The 14,208-nt window shown below is 65.2% G+C and carries 24 protein-coding genes and 2 tRNA genes; 14 read left to right on the top strand and 12 right to left on the bottom strand.

Going from position 1 to position 14,208, the window contains the following annotated elements; genetic code table 11:
* A complete protein-coding gene (locus NOW55_RS04640) occupies nt 1–846 on the bottom strand; it encodes a hypothetical protein (RefSeq protein ID WP_256398909.1) in 846 nt (281 codons plus the stop codon).
* Nucleotides 847–1,020: 174 nt separating this feature from the next.
* Here NOW55_RS04640 and NOW55_RS04635 point away from each other — a divergent pair, with 174 nt between their 5' ends.
* Genes NOW55_RS04635 through NOW55_RS04585 form a run of 11 tightly spaced genes read left to right on the top strand, consistent with a single transcriptional unit; the run spans nt 1,021 to nt 5,437 of the window.
* Complete coding sequence (locus tag NOW55_RS04635) at nt 1,021–1,302, top strand: hypothetical protein (RefSeq protein ID WP_256398908.1); 282 nt, start codon at nt 1,021–1,023, stop codon at nt 1,300–1,302.
* Nucleotide 1,303: 1 nt separating this feature from the next.
* Nucleotides 1,304–1,798 (top strand): hypothetical protein, encoded by a 495-nt coding sequence (locus tag NOW55_RS04630; protein WP_256398907.1) that lies wholly within the window; start codon nt 1,304–1,306, stop codon nt 1,796–1,798.
* A gap of 2 nt (nt 1,799–1,800) precedes the next feature.
* Entirely contained in the window at nt 1,801–2,538 is a 738-nt protein-coding gene (locus tag NOW55_RS04625; RefSeq protein WP_256398905.1) for a hypothetical protein, read from the top strand.
* A gap of 3 nt (nt 2,539–2,541) precedes the next feature.
* On the top strand, nt 2,542–2,769 hold the full coding sequence (locus tag NOW55_RS04620) for a hypothetical protein (RefSeq protein ID WP_256398904.1): 228 nt from the start codon (nt 2,542–2,544) through the stop codon (nt 2,767–2,769).
* A 2-nt stretch (nt 2,770–2,771) separates the two neighbouring features.
* A complete protein-coding gene (locus tag NOW55_RS04615) occupies nt 2,772–3,374 on the top strand; it encodes a hypothetical protein (RefSeq protein ID WP_256398903.1) in 603 nt (200 codons plus the stop codon).
* A complete protein-coding gene (locus NOW55_RS04610; protein ID WP_256398902.1) occupies nt 3,367–3,876 on the top strand; it encodes a hypothetical protein in 510 nt (169 codons plus the stop codon). The genes NOW55_RS04615 and NOW55_RS04610 overlap by 8 nt, the downstream gene beginning before the upstream one ends.
* Nucleotides 3,873–4,121, top strand: a complete 249-nt coding sequence (locus tag NOW55_RS04605) for a hypothetical protein (RefSeq protein ID WP_256398901.1) — start codon at nt 3,873–3,875, stop codon at nt 4,119–4,121. Before NOW55_RS04610 ends, NOW55_RS04605 begins: the two co-directional genes overlap by 4 nt.
* Nucleotides 4,118–4,342 carry a hypothetical protein gene (locus tag NOW55_RS04600; protein ID WP_256398900.1) on the top strand — a complete coding sequence of 75 codons (225 nt, stop codon included), beginning with the start codon at nt 4,118–4,120 and terminating at the stop codon, nt 4,340–4,342. The genes NOW55_RS04605 and NOW55_RS04600 overlap by 4 nt, the downstream gene beginning before the upstream one ends.
* Entirely contained in the window at nt 4,339–4,791 is a 453-nt protein-coding gene (locus NOW55_RS04595; RefSeq protein WP_256398899.1) for a hypothetical protein, read from the top strand. Before NOW55_RS04600 ends, NOW55_RS04595 begins: the two co-directional genes overlap by 4 nt.
* Nucleotides 4,791–5,267, top strand: a complete 477-nt coding sequence (locus NOW55_RS04590; protein ID WP_256398898.1) for a hypothetical protein — start codon at nt 4,791–4,793, stop codon at nt 5,265–5,267. The genes NOW55_RS04595 and NOW55_RS04590 overlap by 1 nt, the downstream gene beginning before the upstream one ends.
* The gene (locus NOW55_RS04585; RefSeq protein WP_256398897.1) at nt 5,264–5,437 is read left to right on the top strand and encodes a hypothetical protein; all 174 of its coding nucleotides are present in this window, start codon (nt 5,264–5,266) and stop codon (nt 5,435–5,437) included. Before NOW55_RS04590 ends, NOW55_RS04585 begins: the two co-directional genes overlap by 4 nt.
* A 150-nt stretch (nt 5,438–5,587) precedes the next feature.
* Here the strand turns inward: NOW55_RS04585 and NOW55_RS04580 are convergent, their stop codons facing one another.
* The 7 genes from NOW55_RS04580 to NOW55_RS04550 form a co-directional block, all read right to left on the bottom strand.
* A complete protein-coding gene (locus NOW55_RS04580) occupies nt 5,588–6,370 on the bottom strand; it encodes a hypothetical protein (RefSeq protein WP_256398896.1) in 783 nt (260 codons plus the stop codon).
* Between the two features lie 178 nt (nt 6,371–6,548).
* Nucleotides 6,549–6,923, bottom strand: coding sequence for an SWIM zinc finger family protein (locus tag NOW55_RS04575; protein WP_256398895.1), 375 nt, complete (start codon nt 6,921–6,923; stop codon nt 6,549–6,551).
* Entirely contained in the window at nt 6,923–7,072 is a 150-nt protein-coding gene (locus NOW55_RS04570) for a hypothetical protein (RefSeq protein ID WP_256398894.1), read from the bottom strand. The genes NOW55_RS04575 and NOW55_RS04570 overlap by 1 nt, the downstream gene beginning before the upstream one ends.
* 97 nt (nt 7,073–7,169) lie before the next feature.
* Nucleotides 7,170–7,348: transfer RNA gene (locus NOW55_RS04565), tRNA-Trp, on the bottom strand.
* Nucleotides 7,349–7,398: 50 nt separating this feature from the next.
* Nucleotides 7,399–7,626, bottom strand: a complete 228-nt coding sequence (locus NOW55_RS04560) for a DUF5795 family protein (RefSeq protein ID WP_256398893.1) — start codon at nt 7,624–7,626, stop codon at nt 7,399–7,401.
* A 38-nt stretch (nt 7,627–7,664) separates the two neighbouring features.
* Complete coding sequence (locus NOW55_RS04555; RefSeq protein ID WP_256398892.1) at nt 7,665–8,450, bottom strand: DUF5794 domain-containing protein; 786 nt, start codon at nt 8,448–8,450, stop codon at nt 7,665–7,667.
* Complete coding sequence (locus NOW55_RS04550) at nt 8,447–8,659, bottom strand: hypothetical protein (protein WP_256398891.1); 213 nt, start codon at nt 8,657–8,659, stop codon at nt 8,447–8,449. Before NOW55_RS04550 ends, NOW55_RS04555 begins: the two co-directional genes overlap by 4 nt.
* Nucleotides 8,660–8,907: 248 nt before the next feature.
* Between NOW55_RS04550 and guaB the strand changes: the two genes are divergently transcribed.
* A complete protein-coding gene (gene guaB, locus NOW55_RS04545) occupies nt 8,908–10,401 on the top strand; it encodes an IMP dehydrogenase (protein ID WP_256398890.1) in 1,494 nt (497 codons plus the stop codon).
* Between the two features lie 90 nt (nt 10,402–10,491).
* Nucleotides 10,492–11,049: a hypothetical protein gene (locus NOW55_RS04540; RefSeq protein ID WP_256398889.1), complete on the top strand. Its 558-nt coding sequence runs from the start codon at nt 10,492–10,494 to the stop codon at nt 11,047–11,049.
* 133 nt (nt 11,050–11,182) lie between these two features.
* Here NOW55_RS04540 and NOW55_RS04535 read toward each other — a convergent pair whose 3' ends face one another.
* The 4 genes from NOW55_RS04535 to NOW55_RS04520 all read right to left on the bottom strand — a co-directional run bounded on the left by NOW55_RS04535 (nt 11,183) and on the right by NOW55_RS04520 (nt 13,739).
* On the bottom strand, nt 11,183–11,518 hold the full coding sequence (locus NOW55_RS04535) for a YrdB family protein (protein ID WP_256398888.1): 336 nt from the start codon (nt 11,516–11,518) through the stop codon (nt 11,183–11,185).
* A gap of 63 nt (nt 11,519–11,581) precedes the next feature.
* Nucleotides 11,582–12,712 carry a LolA family protein gene (locus NOW55_RS04530; protein ID WP_256398887.1) on the bottom strand — a complete coding sequence of 377 codons (1,131 nt, stop codon included), beginning with the start codon at nt 12,710–12,712 and terminating at the stop codon, nt 11,582–11,584.
* Between the two features lie 91 nt (nt 12,713–12,803).
* Nucleotides 12,804–13,400 carry a class I SAM-dependent methyltransferase gene (locus NOW55_RS04525; RefSeq protein WP_256398886.1) on the bottom strand — a complete coding sequence of 199 codons (597 nt, stop codon included), beginning with the start codon at nt 13,398–13,400 and terminating at the stop codon, nt 12,804–12,806.
* A 265-nt stretch (nt 13,401–13,665) separates the two neighbouring features.
* Nucleotides 13,666–13,739 (bottom strand) — tRNA-Lys (locus tag NOW55_RS04520).
* Nucleotides 13,740–13,848: 109 nt separating this feature from the next.
* On the opposite strand from NOW55_RS04520, the gene sugE reads away from it, so the two are divergent.
* Nucleotides 13,849–14,166 (top strand): quaternary ammonium compound efflux SMR transporter SugE, encoded by a 318-nt coding sequence (sugE, locus tag NOW55_RS04515; RefSeq protein ID WP_256398885.1) that lies wholly within the window; start codon nt 13,849–13,851, stop codon nt 14,164–14,166.
* Nucleotides 14,167–14,208: the final 42 nt, after the last annotated feature.

Genomic DNA, 14,208 nt, shown 5'->3' with positions numbered 1-14,208 from the left:
TTACCCGGAGACGTTTCGGAACGATTCCTTGAGTGCGAGTTGCCCGACTTCTTTGGCGATCGTTACGGAATATGCAATTCTAAGAGCAGGAGGTAATTCAGCCAGGCCGCCATCTGAAGTGCGAACGTGGACTCTGGACCGATCAATATCTACAAAGATCTCTTCTTCGCCATGGATCTTCACCGAAATTTCTAATGACAGGGGATAAGCATTTTCAGTAACCTTGGCTGTATTGATCCCACGATCTTTCAAGCTCGAAATTTTCATTTTGGATATCTCATCTCTTCCTTCAAATTCAACGGAATGGAGGTGCGTATAGTCAATCTCAGAATTCCAGCTTAGAATCTCTCTCTTATCATAAATTTGATTAACTGCGCCATGTGAGAGAGGTAGATCTTCAATGAGTAATTCCTGTTTTTTAATCCGCTGGAGGTCCTCAATTGCTTTCCTTACGGCCTTTTTTGTCCCTCGGAACAGAAGCAATCCCGTTGAGAACCAAAAAATATCTACTGAATCAATATTACGAACATACACCTCCCGAAGATCGCCCTCCACATAGGCGCTTTCCTGAGAAAATGATTCAGATTTGTATCTTAGATATTCCATCTCGCGGAACTGAATTGCCACTCCCGGGTCTATGTCATAGTTGTCTAATATATCGTAGAAATTAATCTTCTCAAACCCGGTTTGGGGTTGTTTAGGCGTCCCAGGTTTGAAATCAGGTAAGTCTCCTAAATTCCACCCTTCTGGCCCATTTTCTTGACTGAATTTATCAGAATCCCCGTGTACAGCCCTCGCTGGAGTATATACAAGGTAGCCCTCATAATCAAACTCTTCTGAATGCATGTTTCCTCTATTAAACAGAGGTGGTATGAATCCTATGGCGACGACATTGCCGAAGGAAGGATTTGATTCCGTAGACTGAATCAGTCAAAATAATATGCGTTTCTAGCAAAGTCAGGCAAACGCACGCGGCATTTTATCGCTTCTACTCAGAGAATATTGATTGCAGCAATGGCAATGAATTTTGGAGGCGCGTTCGACGCGCTCGCAGACGACGACACCTGGATGGACGCCGCCGAAGTCGCGGCTGGCTACGTCGGCCCGATGGCTCTCGCCAACGTCGCCGAGGGGGCAACCTCCTACGACGTTCCCAACGAGGCCTACGGCCTGCTCGGGATCTACGCCGGCGAGAAGTTCGACCGTCGCATGGTTTCGGTGGGCTCGGGCGTCTACACGCTCGATGCTCTCAGCCAGCGCTTCGGCCTGAAGAACACCGTGACGAACCTCGGGGGTGCCTGAGATGTCTGAGTCGCTGTTCGCTGCGGCCGGCTCGACGTCCAACTACGTCACCACGGACACGAACGTCACCGGCCAGATGACGCCCGTGCTGGAAATCCAGCCCGACGACGGTGTCGGGCTCGTCATCCACAACGCCGTCGACGTGGGTCAGAAGCGCCAGGGTTTCCCCATCTACGCGGACCTTCGGGACAGCAACGACAACCCGCTCCCGCTGGACACCGTGGTCGCTATCGGCTACGAGAGCCCGACCCACGACAACATCCAGGTCGTATCGACTCCGCTGAGCAACATCTCCTCGTACATCAAGAAGAGCATCAAGGAACAGCAGAACCGCGAGAACGTCGACAGCGTGAAGCACGAACTCAAGAACAAGCGGCTGGAGGTCCGGGACATCGACGCTGCCTACGTCATGCTGAACTCCTCGACCCAGATCGACCACGCCAACAGCGAGATCTACGTCGACAACGACGCCGTCGACGAGGTCGACATCGAGTGACCATGTCGGGCGTGCAGAAGCAGCTCGAAAACGCGGCGTGGAAGCCCGGCAACATCGCCGGCGACGGCGGGTGGACGTTCACCGGCGGGACCGCCGGCGAACCCTCGACCGTCGCGACGTACCAGGCCCCGCGGCCGGTCCGGCTCCGTGAGGATCGCGAGCTCGATCTCGCGGTACCGACGTTCGAGCAGTTCTCGACGAGTGGCGCGGGCAGTCAGGAGACGTTCAACCTCTCGTTCGACCTGCTTGACACGCCGGCGACGGAGGGCATCGTCGTCAACAAGGCGGACGGAAGCGGTGGCTACACCCGTGTCTACCCGGATTCGGTGGACTACGCCAACGACTCGTTCGACTACACCGACGGTGGGAGTACGGAGCAGCTCGTCGTGACGTACATCCCGCGTGACCCGGCGTCGGTCGAGTTTCGGAAGGTCGCACCGGGTGGCGGGGCGACCATCGAACAGCCGCTGTTCGAGATTCCGACCGCCATCGCTCACACGCGCGACCAGTCGCAGGACCCGCTGTCGTTCGACCTGAACCGGTCGAAGTTCCACGACACGGTGCCGCGGAAGTGGAAGATTGAGGTCGTCGTCGACGCGCCGTACCCAGCGGCGTTCGGCGACGAGTCGCTCGGGCTGGTCGCGCCGAACGGCCTGCTGTCGGTGCCGGTGGCGCGTACCGAGCAGCGGATTCGGGGCCTGAAGGACGCGGTGAAGGCCGACATCGCGGGGCTGAGCTAAGTCATGCAGGGCGGTCTCAACGCCGGCTCGGCCGGCATGAGCGGGTCCGCCTACGCCGCCGCGACCGGTACCCAGCCCACTACCACGACGAGCACGCAGGGTTCGTCGGTGTCCGACCGCGAGGCCATCCGCGTGGGGAGCTTCTCGCTGACGATGGAGGAGCTGCTCGCGGTCGCGGTGGTCGTGAACGCGCTGGGCACGCTCACCGCGCTCTACATGGAGGTGTCCTGACCGTGATTGTCGCACCGGAGGCCGGCAAGGGCGGCGGCACGCGGCTTCGCGACAAGCAGGACGACGAGAAGGATGAACCCGTGTCGCTGGCCGCGAACACGCGGTACGAGAAGGCCGACAGCCTCCAGTCCGGGGACTCCAGCGGCTCGACCGACTCGGACTCCGGTGGGTCGTCCACGTCCGGGGGTTCGAGTAACCGCCGGCTGGGTCGTGAAGTCGGCTCGGCGGACCTGACCATCGGACTCGACGAGGACGGCCGTGCCCAGGAGACGCTGAGCGGCATGGGTTCGGGCGGCTCGAACTCCACGGAAGGCGTCACCACCGAGGACACGACGAAGGTCGCGACCGTCACGTCGGACCAGACCGTCGAAGAGGCCGAATCCACCGAGCAGGCCGTCGAGAACGCGACCGACGGCCGGGCCTACGGCAACCCGAACGAGACGGAGGACATCGGCACAGGCGCGGCCGTTACGAGTGGCGGCTCCAGTGGCTCCGGTGGGTCGGCGGGCGAGCTGCTCGACGCGCTCCCGGTGGACAACCTGCTCATCGCGGCGCTCGCGATGGTCGGTGTGGCCGTCGCTGCCGGAGGTGGTGACGGTGGGTGACTGGTTCGGCGGGCTCGCTGACGACGTAGCCGGCGCAGTCCCGGACTCCGGCGTCATTCCCGACCAGATACAGGACCCAGTAACTGGCCGAGAAGGACAGCAGCTCGTCCCTGGCGGGAGCGCAACCTCGACCGAAAACATCCTCATCGCCACCCCACTCGCCCCTCTCGTCCTCGATCCACAGGGCGACAACGACGAGATCGCCGACAACATCGGGGAAGGGTTGCTCTCGCCGGGCGAACAGTACAACCCGGAGGGGCCGCTCGAAACCGGCGTGAACGCCGGGTTCGACGACTCGAATTTCAACCCCGACGCTGACGGCGGTGACACCATCGACCTGCCCGGTCCCGGCACTGGCGAGTTCCTCCAGGACCCCGCTGCGGCGGTCGACCCGTTCGGGGAGAACCAGCAGTTCGCGCTGCTGTTCTGGGGTGCGGCCGCGTTCGTCGCGCTCTGGGCGCTCGGCCCGGCGATGCAGGCCGGTGCGGAGGTGGCATCGTGACCCGGACCATCGCGCTGCTGGCCGTCGCCGGCGTTCTCGCGTGGGTGTTACTCGGCGACGACCCTGCGCCGGCGGTGGCGGACCGGTCGTCGCTGTCGGAGATCTTCACGCCCGACCAGATCGAGGACCTGCGCCAGCTCAACGAGGAGGAAGCGGCTGGCGAGGGGTTCGAGGCCGGCACGCGGGCCGCACTGGTCGGTGAACAGGTCGAGGGCGGTCTTCAGACGGGGGCGACGGGCCTGTGAACGGGCTCGTGTTCACGTACGTCGTGACGGCGTGCGCGATGGTCACGGCGTCTGCTGCCGTGGCGGCCGCGGGCTACCTGCGGTCGGTGAAGGCGACGGTCGAGGCCAACGAGCAGCGCTCTCGGAAGAACCACAAACTGCTGACCGGCGAGAACGCCCCTCACTACGAGGGTGTGATTCGAAAGGTGAAGCGGCTGGAGAACCGGGGTGGTGACTCGTGAGCGTAGGACCGAACTCGCAGATTGAGCAGATGCTGTCGCTGTACGGGCTCGGTGCGAACTCGTGGGCGGCCGACATCGTCCAGAGTGACACCGACAGGCTGCTGCTGGCGCTGTTGCTCGAACAGCGCGGGCAGGACCTGATCGAAGCGACGGAGACGGCCAGCGACGAGTACAGCGACCAGACGGCGACCTACGCGACGACGGAGGTAACGGCCGACGAGGAGTGGTCGGAGCCGGTGGAGTTCGGGTTCGTCACGAGCGAGATTGACCTGCGGATCTCTGGTGCGGACGTGGAGGTCGCGTTCGCGGACCCGTCGGGGGCGGCGTCTGGCGTGCCGTACTCGACGGCGAACTCGCCGGTTGCGGGGATTCCGGCGAGCACGTCGAAGCTGTGGGTTCGCTCGCAGTCGACGACGACCGCGACGGTTCGCATCGAGGGGTGGGCCTGATGGTTCGCTCGATGAACTCGCTCCCGAACCAGCCGTGTGTGGAAGTCGTCGCGACGCAGGATAAGACGGCTTTCGCAGACCGTAGACAGGCGGTTATCTGGGAGGATGCCGATTTCAGGCACAATTCCGCGGAGGCTCACGTCGGATTGAGCTACCTCTACCGCAACTACGAAATCGGTGTGGAAACGACCGGGCTGTATCGGGTCACCGGCCAGATCGCGTTCACGGCCGACAACGATGCGGAATACACGGTTCATCTCAACTGCTCACAGGAGAGCCGAAAGATCGAGTGCAACACCCAGATAAGTGGGTCAGGCAACACGGTCCATCGTTCGATTACCGGGCTCTTCGAGGTCCCCACAGAGACGGCGTTCTATCTGGAGCTGACGAACCCCGGGCCCTCCGATTCGACGATAAAGGCCGGTCCAGGTAACACGTACCTCGCGATGAATCGAATCGGGGAGATTCCGGCATGATTCCAGAGCTCAACCCGGTGGTTCTGGTTGCGTTCATAGCGGGCCTGCTCGTGGACTTCGACTACGCGATGACGCGACTTCGAGGGTTCGGCAGGCTCGTGTTCTCGAAGATCCCGGTCGAGTCCGAACAGGCCGTCGACGACGAGCGAGAAGAAGCAGCTGACGAGTAGCGGGTTACTCTGGCGGGAGGTAGGTCTCCCCGTCGGGGCACCCGTGGGTCACGATTTCTTCGAGCCCTTCGAGTATCTTCTTACAGCCGAGACACCGAGCACGTGCTTCCGAAGGGTCGGCAGTGGGCCATCCGTCGATACTTGCGGCCATCAGGCGGTCACCTCGCCGTCGACGAAGCGGCACCCGGGACAGCGTTCCTCACCTTTGTCGAGCGTGACGCCGCAATCACAGCGGTTCTCGCCATACTCGTCGGGATCCAGGTCCGCGTCGCACTTCAGGCAGCGCGTTCCCTCCGAGTTCGGGTGGTGGCCTAGACACCTGCCAGTGCCGGAACTACGGGTGAGCGTCCGGATGCTCGACTCGCGGCTCCTCAGATTGCTGTTGCGGTCGCTGGGGTCGTGGACGGTGATGGTTCCCCAGCGGTAGCTGAGGTAGTCGTCGTCTTCGAGTGGGTCCAGGATAACCGCGCGAACCTGTGGCTTCGGGACTTTCGACTGTTCAGCGACGACGGTCTCGGCCGCGTCCGGCTTGATGGTTCCCGAGTCAGGTTGCCGGTTGTCGAGCAGGAGGCGGTAGGCGTCGGCGAGCTGCGGGTCGTCCGGGTAGTCGCCGTTGCCGGGCGAACCGTCGGACTGGTCGGTCCCCCACTCGTCGAGCGCCTCGATGACGGCGTTGGTCTTCGAGATACCGCGGTCGCCGGCGATGCCGTCGACGAGAGCGTTCAGGCCCTCGGGGATGCGGGCGGAGATAGTCGCCTTCTCGGCGGTCTCGTAGCTGTCAGGTCGGCTCTCGTCGGGCTCGAGATCGTCACGAAAGCCGGGCTCGTTGTGGATACGGTAGTGGCACGGCCGACAGACCCGGACCGTTCGCTCGGGCTCGTAGCTGGTGTGATGGTCGGTCGTCGAGGCACCGCCACAGACGATGCAAGTCATCGCGACCACCCTTGCAAGTGAAACCCGCACTGTATTACGCGAGCCAATCCGATAATACGCAGACGGGGCTGGATTTTGCAGGGTATAATACGACCCCCCGGGGGGTCGGCTGAGGGAGTCGCCCTCGCGCCCGCACTTTCCGCGTGCGTGACCGACCGTCGTCGGTAGCGCCGCGTAGTCACCGTCGAACACCTCCGTCGGTCCGCACCCGGTCGACTTGCGCGTCGGGGTCGACGCGGATCGTCTCGTCGGTCATGGGCTGAATACTGACGGGCTGGTCCTGGTCGTCGGTTAGCGCGAGATCGACGGCCTTGCGGACGGTGCAGAGGTGAGCGCAGGGACCGTCCTGGTACTCGAAGCCCCGGCAGTCACACCGGCCTTCGTAGGCGCCGCTGTCGTGGCCGAGGGCGAGGTGATGGACCGAGCCGCCGGGAAGGGTCACGCGATACCCGTAGCGGCCGAACTGCTCTATGAGCGCGGCGCGTGGGTCGGCTCGCTCCCAGGAGTCGCCGCCGCGGTCGCGTTCGGCTTCGAAGTCGAGCTGGCGGGGCATCAGGCACCACCTCGATCGAACGTCGCCTCTCCCGCGAGGAAGCACTCGAAGCACGGCACGCCGTCGGGGAGTGCATCGCAGTCGCACTCCTCGTTTTCGTCGTCGACGGTGTCCTCGCTAGCCGTCGCGAAGTCATCGAGAGTGCTCACGCCAACCACCGCTGGCGCGCGGACTCAGCGCTGTTCGATAGTAACGTCCGAAACCCGAGAAGAAGGCCTGAAACGGCCGTTTCCGGGTTTATTACAGTGGGGACGGAGGGATTTGAACCCCCGATCGACTGATATCTCCGGTGTGCGCCTCGGAACTCCAGAGGGTCGTCGTCGCGAGCCGATGATCAGTCGGTCGCTCGGTATATCAGTCTGGAGTCTCGTCCCGGGCGCGTGGCCTCTGGAGTCAGTCGCCATGCCTGGCTTGGCCACGTCCCCGCAGGTGCTTCGTTTGGCGGTTCTCACTAAAGGGGTTTCGATTCGGTGCGTCAGTCGCGGTCGTCGTCGGCCCAGTCGCAGTCCTGGCACTTGTAGCCGGTGACGAGTTCGGTGACACTCGGCATGTAGACGACCTCGAGGACGGCACCGCCACAGTCGGGGCACTCGCGGTCGGCGTCGGCGATGGGTTCGGCCTCCATGACGGAATCACCTTCGACGAGCTCGGCGAGTTTCTTCGGGGTGACCATCCGGCCCTGGACGACGCGGTTGTCTGGCATGAGCGAAAGGGGTGGGCGAACGGCCGTAAGCGCTCCGGTCAGTCGGCGGCTTCGGCGTGGGCGGTCGAGTCGCGGGTGGGCTCGTCCGGGCAGTCGTCGGCGCAGCCGGGTTCGAGCGCGAACAGTGCGGCGACGCCGACGACGGCGAGGGGGGCCGAGCCGACCTGCAGCCCAAGGATGGAGAGTGCGAGGAGGCCGAGGGCGACCGCGCTGCCGAAGCGGAAGCGGTCGACGTCCATGCGGCGACGCAGGTGGGGGCCGGCGACGGCGACGGCGAGCGCGAAACCAGCACCGACGGCGGCGGCAGCGGCAGCGGCGGCGACGAGTTCCGGTTCGAGGACGACCTCGAACCGGGGGTCGGAGAGGTCGAGGCTCACGAGGAGGCCGAGGCCGACGACGACCGCGGGGCGGGGGAGGTACTCTCCGACCCGAGCGGACGCGGTCTTGGCGGCGACGGCGAGCACGACCAGTGCGGCGGCGCGCTCGAACGTGGCGATGTCGAGGACGCTCTCGATGGTGGGTGCGAGGGCGGCCTCGACGGTTGCGAGGGCGACGATGCCGATGCCGACGGCAGCGACGGTCGTCACAGTCTCGCGTCGGGTGCCGTCCATCTCGGCGAGGACGACGGCGACGGTCGCGCTGCCGCCGAAGACGAGCAGGCCGACCTGGAGGACGTTCAGCGGGCCGTCCAGTGCGCCGGCGAGGACGAGCGCAGGGAAGATGCCGTCGACGAGCGGGAGGCCCATGACGGTAGCGAGGAGCTTCGCGTCGCCGCCGACGAGAGCCTCGAGACGGGCGGCGATGGGGTGGGTGGCCGGGCTCATGCCGCGGTAACCCTCGTCGTGGTGGCCGGCCCGGTGTCCGTCGTGGCTGTAGCAGCGACGTCATCGTGGCGTGCTGCGTCGGCACCGGACCAGACTTTCGTGGTTGCGAGGGGCCGTGTCGCTGCCACGAGGAAGAACGGAAACGAGCACCCGGTGTGGTCGCTGTGCTCGGCACCGTTGCGTGCTCCGTCCGTCGTGACGGCGGTCATGCACGACACTCTGGGCGTGACGGTAATAAGAATTCTGTGTCAAGTGCAGCCATACCCGAACTATCTTCGGTGGATGGGCGAATATAGCTACGATGTTTCGCTCACCGGGGGAGGACACCGTGTGGTGTTCATTCACGAGCCGGTCGTGTCCGGATGGTCGAACCACGCTGGGGCGGGCGGGTGTGCGACCACGCGCCACGGAGCGACCGTCTCGGAACGTTTTTGTGCGAATCGTGCGGACCGTTTATATGGCGAAAGACGCTCCACGCAGCGGCCAGTTCTCGGGCAAACTCGACGTTCCGGAGGCACTGACGTTCGACGACGTGCTGCTCCGACCGAAGGAGAGCCGGGTCGAACCGGACGACGCGGACCTCACATCGCGCGTAACGAAACACGTCGAGCTGCCGGTGCCGGTGCTGTCGGCGGCGATGGACACCGTCACCGAGGCCGGTATGGGTATCGCGATGGCTCGTCACGGCGGGCTCGGCGTCATCCACCGCAACCTCGACGTCGACGAGATGGCGGCGCACATCGAGCGCGTCAAGCGCGCCGACGAGCTCATCATCCGCGACGTGGTGACCGCGAAGCCGGAGCAGACGGTCCGCGAGGTCGACGAGATGATGGACCACGAGGGCGTCAACGGCGCACCCGTCGTCGGGGATGACGGCGTCGTCCTCGGCATCATCTCCGGGACGGACATCCGGCCGTACCTCGAGGTCGGCGAGCAGGACAGCGTGCGCGAGGCGATGACCGAGGAGGTCATCACCGCAGAGAAGGGCATCACGGCGCGCGAGGCGCTCGAACTCATGTACGAGCACAAGATCGAGCGCGTCCCCATCGTCGGCGAGGACGACAGGCTCATCGGCCTCGTGACGATGCAGGGCATCCTCCAGCGCCGCGAGTACGACAACGCGGCGCGCGACGAGGACGGACGCCTCATCGCCGGTGCCGCCGTCGGCCCGTTCGAGGTCGACCGCGCCGTCGCCGCCGATGAGGCCGGTGCAGACGTGCTGTTCATCGACTGCGCGCACGCCCACAACCGGAACGTGGTCGACAGCGCCCGCGAGATCAAGGCCGAGGTCGACGCCGACGTCGTCGTCGGCAACATCGGGACCCGTGAGGCGGCCGAGGCGCTCGTGGACTTCGCCGACGGGCTCAAGGTCGGCATCGGCCCGGGCTCCATCTGCACGACGCGGATCGTCTCCGGCGCGGGGATGCCCCAGATCTCGGCGGTCGCACAGGTCGCCGACGTCGCCGCGAAGCACGACGTGCCCGTCATCGCGGACGGCGGCATCCGGTACTCCGGCGACGCCATCAAGGCCATCGCGGCCGGCGCGGACGCGGTGATGCTCGGTTCGTACTTCGCGGGCACCGACGAGGCACCGGGACGCGTCGTCACGATGAAGGGCAAGAAGTACAAGCAGTACCGCGGCATGGGCAGCGTCGGCGCGATGCAGTCCGGCGACAGCCAGCGCTACCTCAAGGAGGACGACGAGGACGAGGAGTACGTCCCCGAGGGTGTCGAGGCCGCGACGCCGTACAAGGGCAGTCTGAAGTCCGAGCTCCACCAGCTCGTCGGTGGGATGCAGTCCGGTATGGGCTACGTCGGTGCCGGTACCATCCCCGCGTTCAAGGAGCGTGCCGAGTTCGTGCGCGTCTCGTCGGCGGGCCAGACCGAGAGCCACGCACACGACGTGCTCATCACCGACGAGGCACCGAACTACAAGCCCGACGGGAGCTGAGCGGGCGGTCCCTGTCATCGTGCCGTACCGGCGTCCTGACGCCTCCGCGGCCTCGTGATTTTTGTCGGTGGGGTCCGAATCGGATAGCCGATGGCTACCGAGGAGCCCGAGAGCGAGGGTCAGACCGACGGGGGACGAACCGTGACGACAGAGGCTGCACCAGGGGAGACACGTACGAGTCGCTGGCTCGGGAAACGCTGGTACCGGACGACACCCGGTATCGTCACCGCCGGGGTCCTCGTCGTCCTGACCGCCGTGGGGTTGGCCATCTCGACCGGCGTCGTCGCCCCGGCGTTCACGGAGCTCGACCCCTCGGCCGAGGCCGCCATTCCGCCGTACGTCTACCTCTACGGCGGCCTCGGCGGGCTGGCGTACGTGTTCACCAGTCTCGTCGTCGAGTTCGAGAAGACGACCGAGGAGCTGGGTCGTGCGGGCCTGCGCCTGCTCGCCGCACCGCTGCTCGCCGCGGGCATCTACCTGTTGATGCGCTTCTTCCTCGACTCCCCCTCGACGCGACAGGTCGCCGGGCTCTCCTTCCTGGTCGGGCTCTACGTCAAGGTCACCATCGAGGCGCTCGGTTCGCTGGCTCGGCGGCTCTACGGACGGCCGACGGGTCGCGCTCGACGCACCGACGGCGATTCCGAGTGAGAGCGGAGTATGGACGGAGCATCCGACTGGTGGGACCGATTCCCATCGTCCGGCGCGTCCGTCTCAGCGTCAGAACGAGTGTGTTCGAACGGGTGGTGACGGCGGACTGAAACCACGGCACCTCTCGGCGCGGTCACTGGTCCCAGAGCCGCATGAACGCGTGATTGGCCACCACGAGCGCGGCGAACAGCCCCGCCAGGATCGGCTGCCCGACCGCGTACAACCCCGCTGTCGCCGCGCCGAAGACGAGTCCCTCCAGCAGCAGCCGCCCGCGGTCGGACACCGGGACCGCTGCCTGTGGCGACCCGAACACACCCCAGACGACCGCGACGGAAAGCGGCGCGGCGAGTCCGAGCGCGACGCTGACAGGCAGTGAATCACCGCTCTCGAACCCCCAGTACGCGATGGCGAGCAGCGCGAGCACCTCGAGGAGGAAGCGAAGGCCACGGTTCACCGGCCGGAGGACCATACGAATGCACGGGGCGCGTCGACTTTCAAGCCATCGGCGAGCCGGCCGTGGCGAACACCGCACTCAGGAACAACTTATCGACGCTGCGACCTCCAGCAGCGTGCCTCGGGGCAGCGAGCCGGTGACGATGTACGCCTGTCCGCCGCACTCCCACTGGACGTAGCCACCCGTGTCGCCACCCGTGTACTGGACCGTCCTGCCGTCGAGGTCGACCGGTTCGGCCTCGGGGGGACTGCTACCCGTGGAGCCGTTCCGGACCAGCACGTGGACGGTCGCCGACCCGTTCGTGTACACCAGCGTCGCCCGCTCGTTCGAGCCGACCGCCAGCTGCGCCTGCCCCAGCGCTAAGCCAGTCGGAACGTCGGGGGCGGGGACCTGGAGGCTGGTGTTCGTCCGCAGCAGCTCGACGCGCTCGAACGTCGTCACCGCGGGAGTCTCGTGCGTCGTCCACTCGACGTCCCCGGGCACGTCGAGGCTGAAGCGGTCGTCGTCAATCTCGACGTCGAGTTCGACGTCCTCGAAGGTCGTCGTCGAGCTGTAGGACCGCTCGCCGACCGAAGATGTCGACGCCAGCCGCACCGGGAAGTACGTCTCGGTGTCGAGCCAGCCGACGAGGCTGACGTTTCCGGCCATGGACTCGTTCGGGACGAACCGCACCTTGTAGTGCACCTCCCCGTCGAGCTGCTCGGTGCCGACGTACTCGACGGTGCTCCGCTCCAGCAGCGACCGGACGGGCATGCCGATCATCGGGACCGAGTCAGTCGACTGCGGGTAGGTCGTCACCCGCTCGGCGTCGGGCTCGTAGATCGTCATCCCACTCTCGTTGCGGAGCATCACCGTACCGGCGCGCTCTTTGGGTGCGACGACCACCTGACGGAGCTGCCGGTCGTCGACTCGCACCCAGACGCGCACCTCGCTCGTGGTGACGTTCTCCCCGACCGTGACGTTCGTCCGGCGGGTGGCGACGTAGCTCTCCAGCGAGGACAGCCGCTCGCGGAACGCCGCGACGACCGCCTCGCCGTCGGGGTCGTCGGCCCGACTCGCCGACTTGGTGTGGGTCGGGGTCCCATCGACCGTCGTCGCCGGTGCCGCGGCGTCGTTGTCGGTGCCCGCGTCGTCGAGACAGCCGGCGAGTGTCGTCGACGACAGCAGCACGAGGCAGATACAGGCGACTCGGAGGAACCGGTGGACCATATCGACTCGCCGTTCGCCCGCCCCTCTGATAAAGGAACTGATACGACGGTGTTTCGTGCACCGTCCTGTCCGGGGAAACGACGCGCCTGCGTCAGCTTCTCTCGGCGACGTAGTAGTGACTGATCTCGAAGTTCACGAGCGGCCAGCCGCGCTTTCCCACCACCGTTACGTGGTCGAATCCGGCGTCGGTCAGCAGCGCCGGGAGCACGTACCACCAGTTGTGCGAGTTGAACGTGAACACGCCGCCCGGTTTCAGCAACCGATGGAGCTCCCGCATCGCCTGCTCGCGCCCGGACTCTGGGTAGATGCTGTCCAGTCCGTAGTACGAGAACAGGACGTAGTCGAACGTCTCGTCCGCGAAGTCGAGATCGGTCACGTCGTCGACCGCGAACGTCAGGTCCGGATGGCGTGCCCGTGCCTGGGCGACCATCTCATCGCTCACGTCGATACCGACCACGTCGTGGCCACGTTCCGCGAGCGGTCTGGACGTCCGGCCGGTGCCACAGCCGACGTCGAGGACACGGCCCGGCTCCGCGAAGTGCTCGTCGACGATGGCGGCTTCCCGGTCGGTCAACCAGCCGTCCTCGCCGAAGCTGTCGTACCGGTCGACCATGGCCGTCTCCCGGTACACCTCCTCGTTCCGCTGGACGACGGTTCCCCCCGTGGCCTGGTGTTCGTCGGTGCTCATTCTCCCCCAACGCGATGCGCGACCGGTCGGAATATTGTTATTCGGTCGCTACGTGGTCCCTGAAGCCTACCATCCGGGGGAAAGCTGGTAATCTGCTGGGCACCACGGGCGCGTCTCGCTGCGCACCTGGTCCGCGAGAGAAGGGGGCCGGATGGGAATTGAACCGTGCCGAGACAGTCCTGCTCGCTCCGCTGCGCGGGCTGTGATTCAGCGGGTTCAACTCCATCGTAGCCGCTTCGCTCCTCACGTGCGTTCGGAGCAGAAGCGGGCCGGATGGGAATTGAACCCATGACCGTCTGATTAAGAGTCAGACGCTCTGCCTAACTGAGCTACCGGCCCGAGTGCACTCGTTCGTTACGTGGTAGTGTTAAAAAGGGTTTTCATTCCAGGGGAGCCCCATCGTCCTCGAACCGCAACCAGTAACGTCGTCGGGCGACAGACGACAGGCATGTCCTGGGGAATCCTCGTCGTCGCTGGCCTGTTCGAGATCGCGTGGGCGGTCGGACTGGAGTACTCAGACGGGTTCTCGAAGCCCGTGCCCTCGGCGCTGACAGTCGTCGCGCTCGCCATCAGCATGCTGTTGCTTGCGCGGGCAATCGAGAGCCTGCCGGTCGGGACGGCGTACGCGGTGTGGACCGGCATCGGTGCGGTCGGGACGGCCATCCTCGGCGTGCTGCTGTTCGACGAACCGGCGACGCTTGTACGTGCGGGTTTCCTGGGACTCATCGTCGCTGGAATCGTGGGACTGCACGCGACTGGCGCGTGAGGCGAGGGTCGGGAGCGTTAAGTGTGCCCGGGCAAAGGTGTT

The sequence above is a fragment of the Haloarchaeobius litoreus genome (assembly GCF_024495425.1).
Classification (GTDB): domain Archaea; phylum Halobacteriota; class Halobacteria; order Halobacteriales; family Natrialbaceae; genus Haloarchaeobius; species Haloarchaeobius litoreus.
Note: the sequence above shows the minus strand (reverse complement) of the source record. Positions and strands in the feature narration are given on the sequence as shown.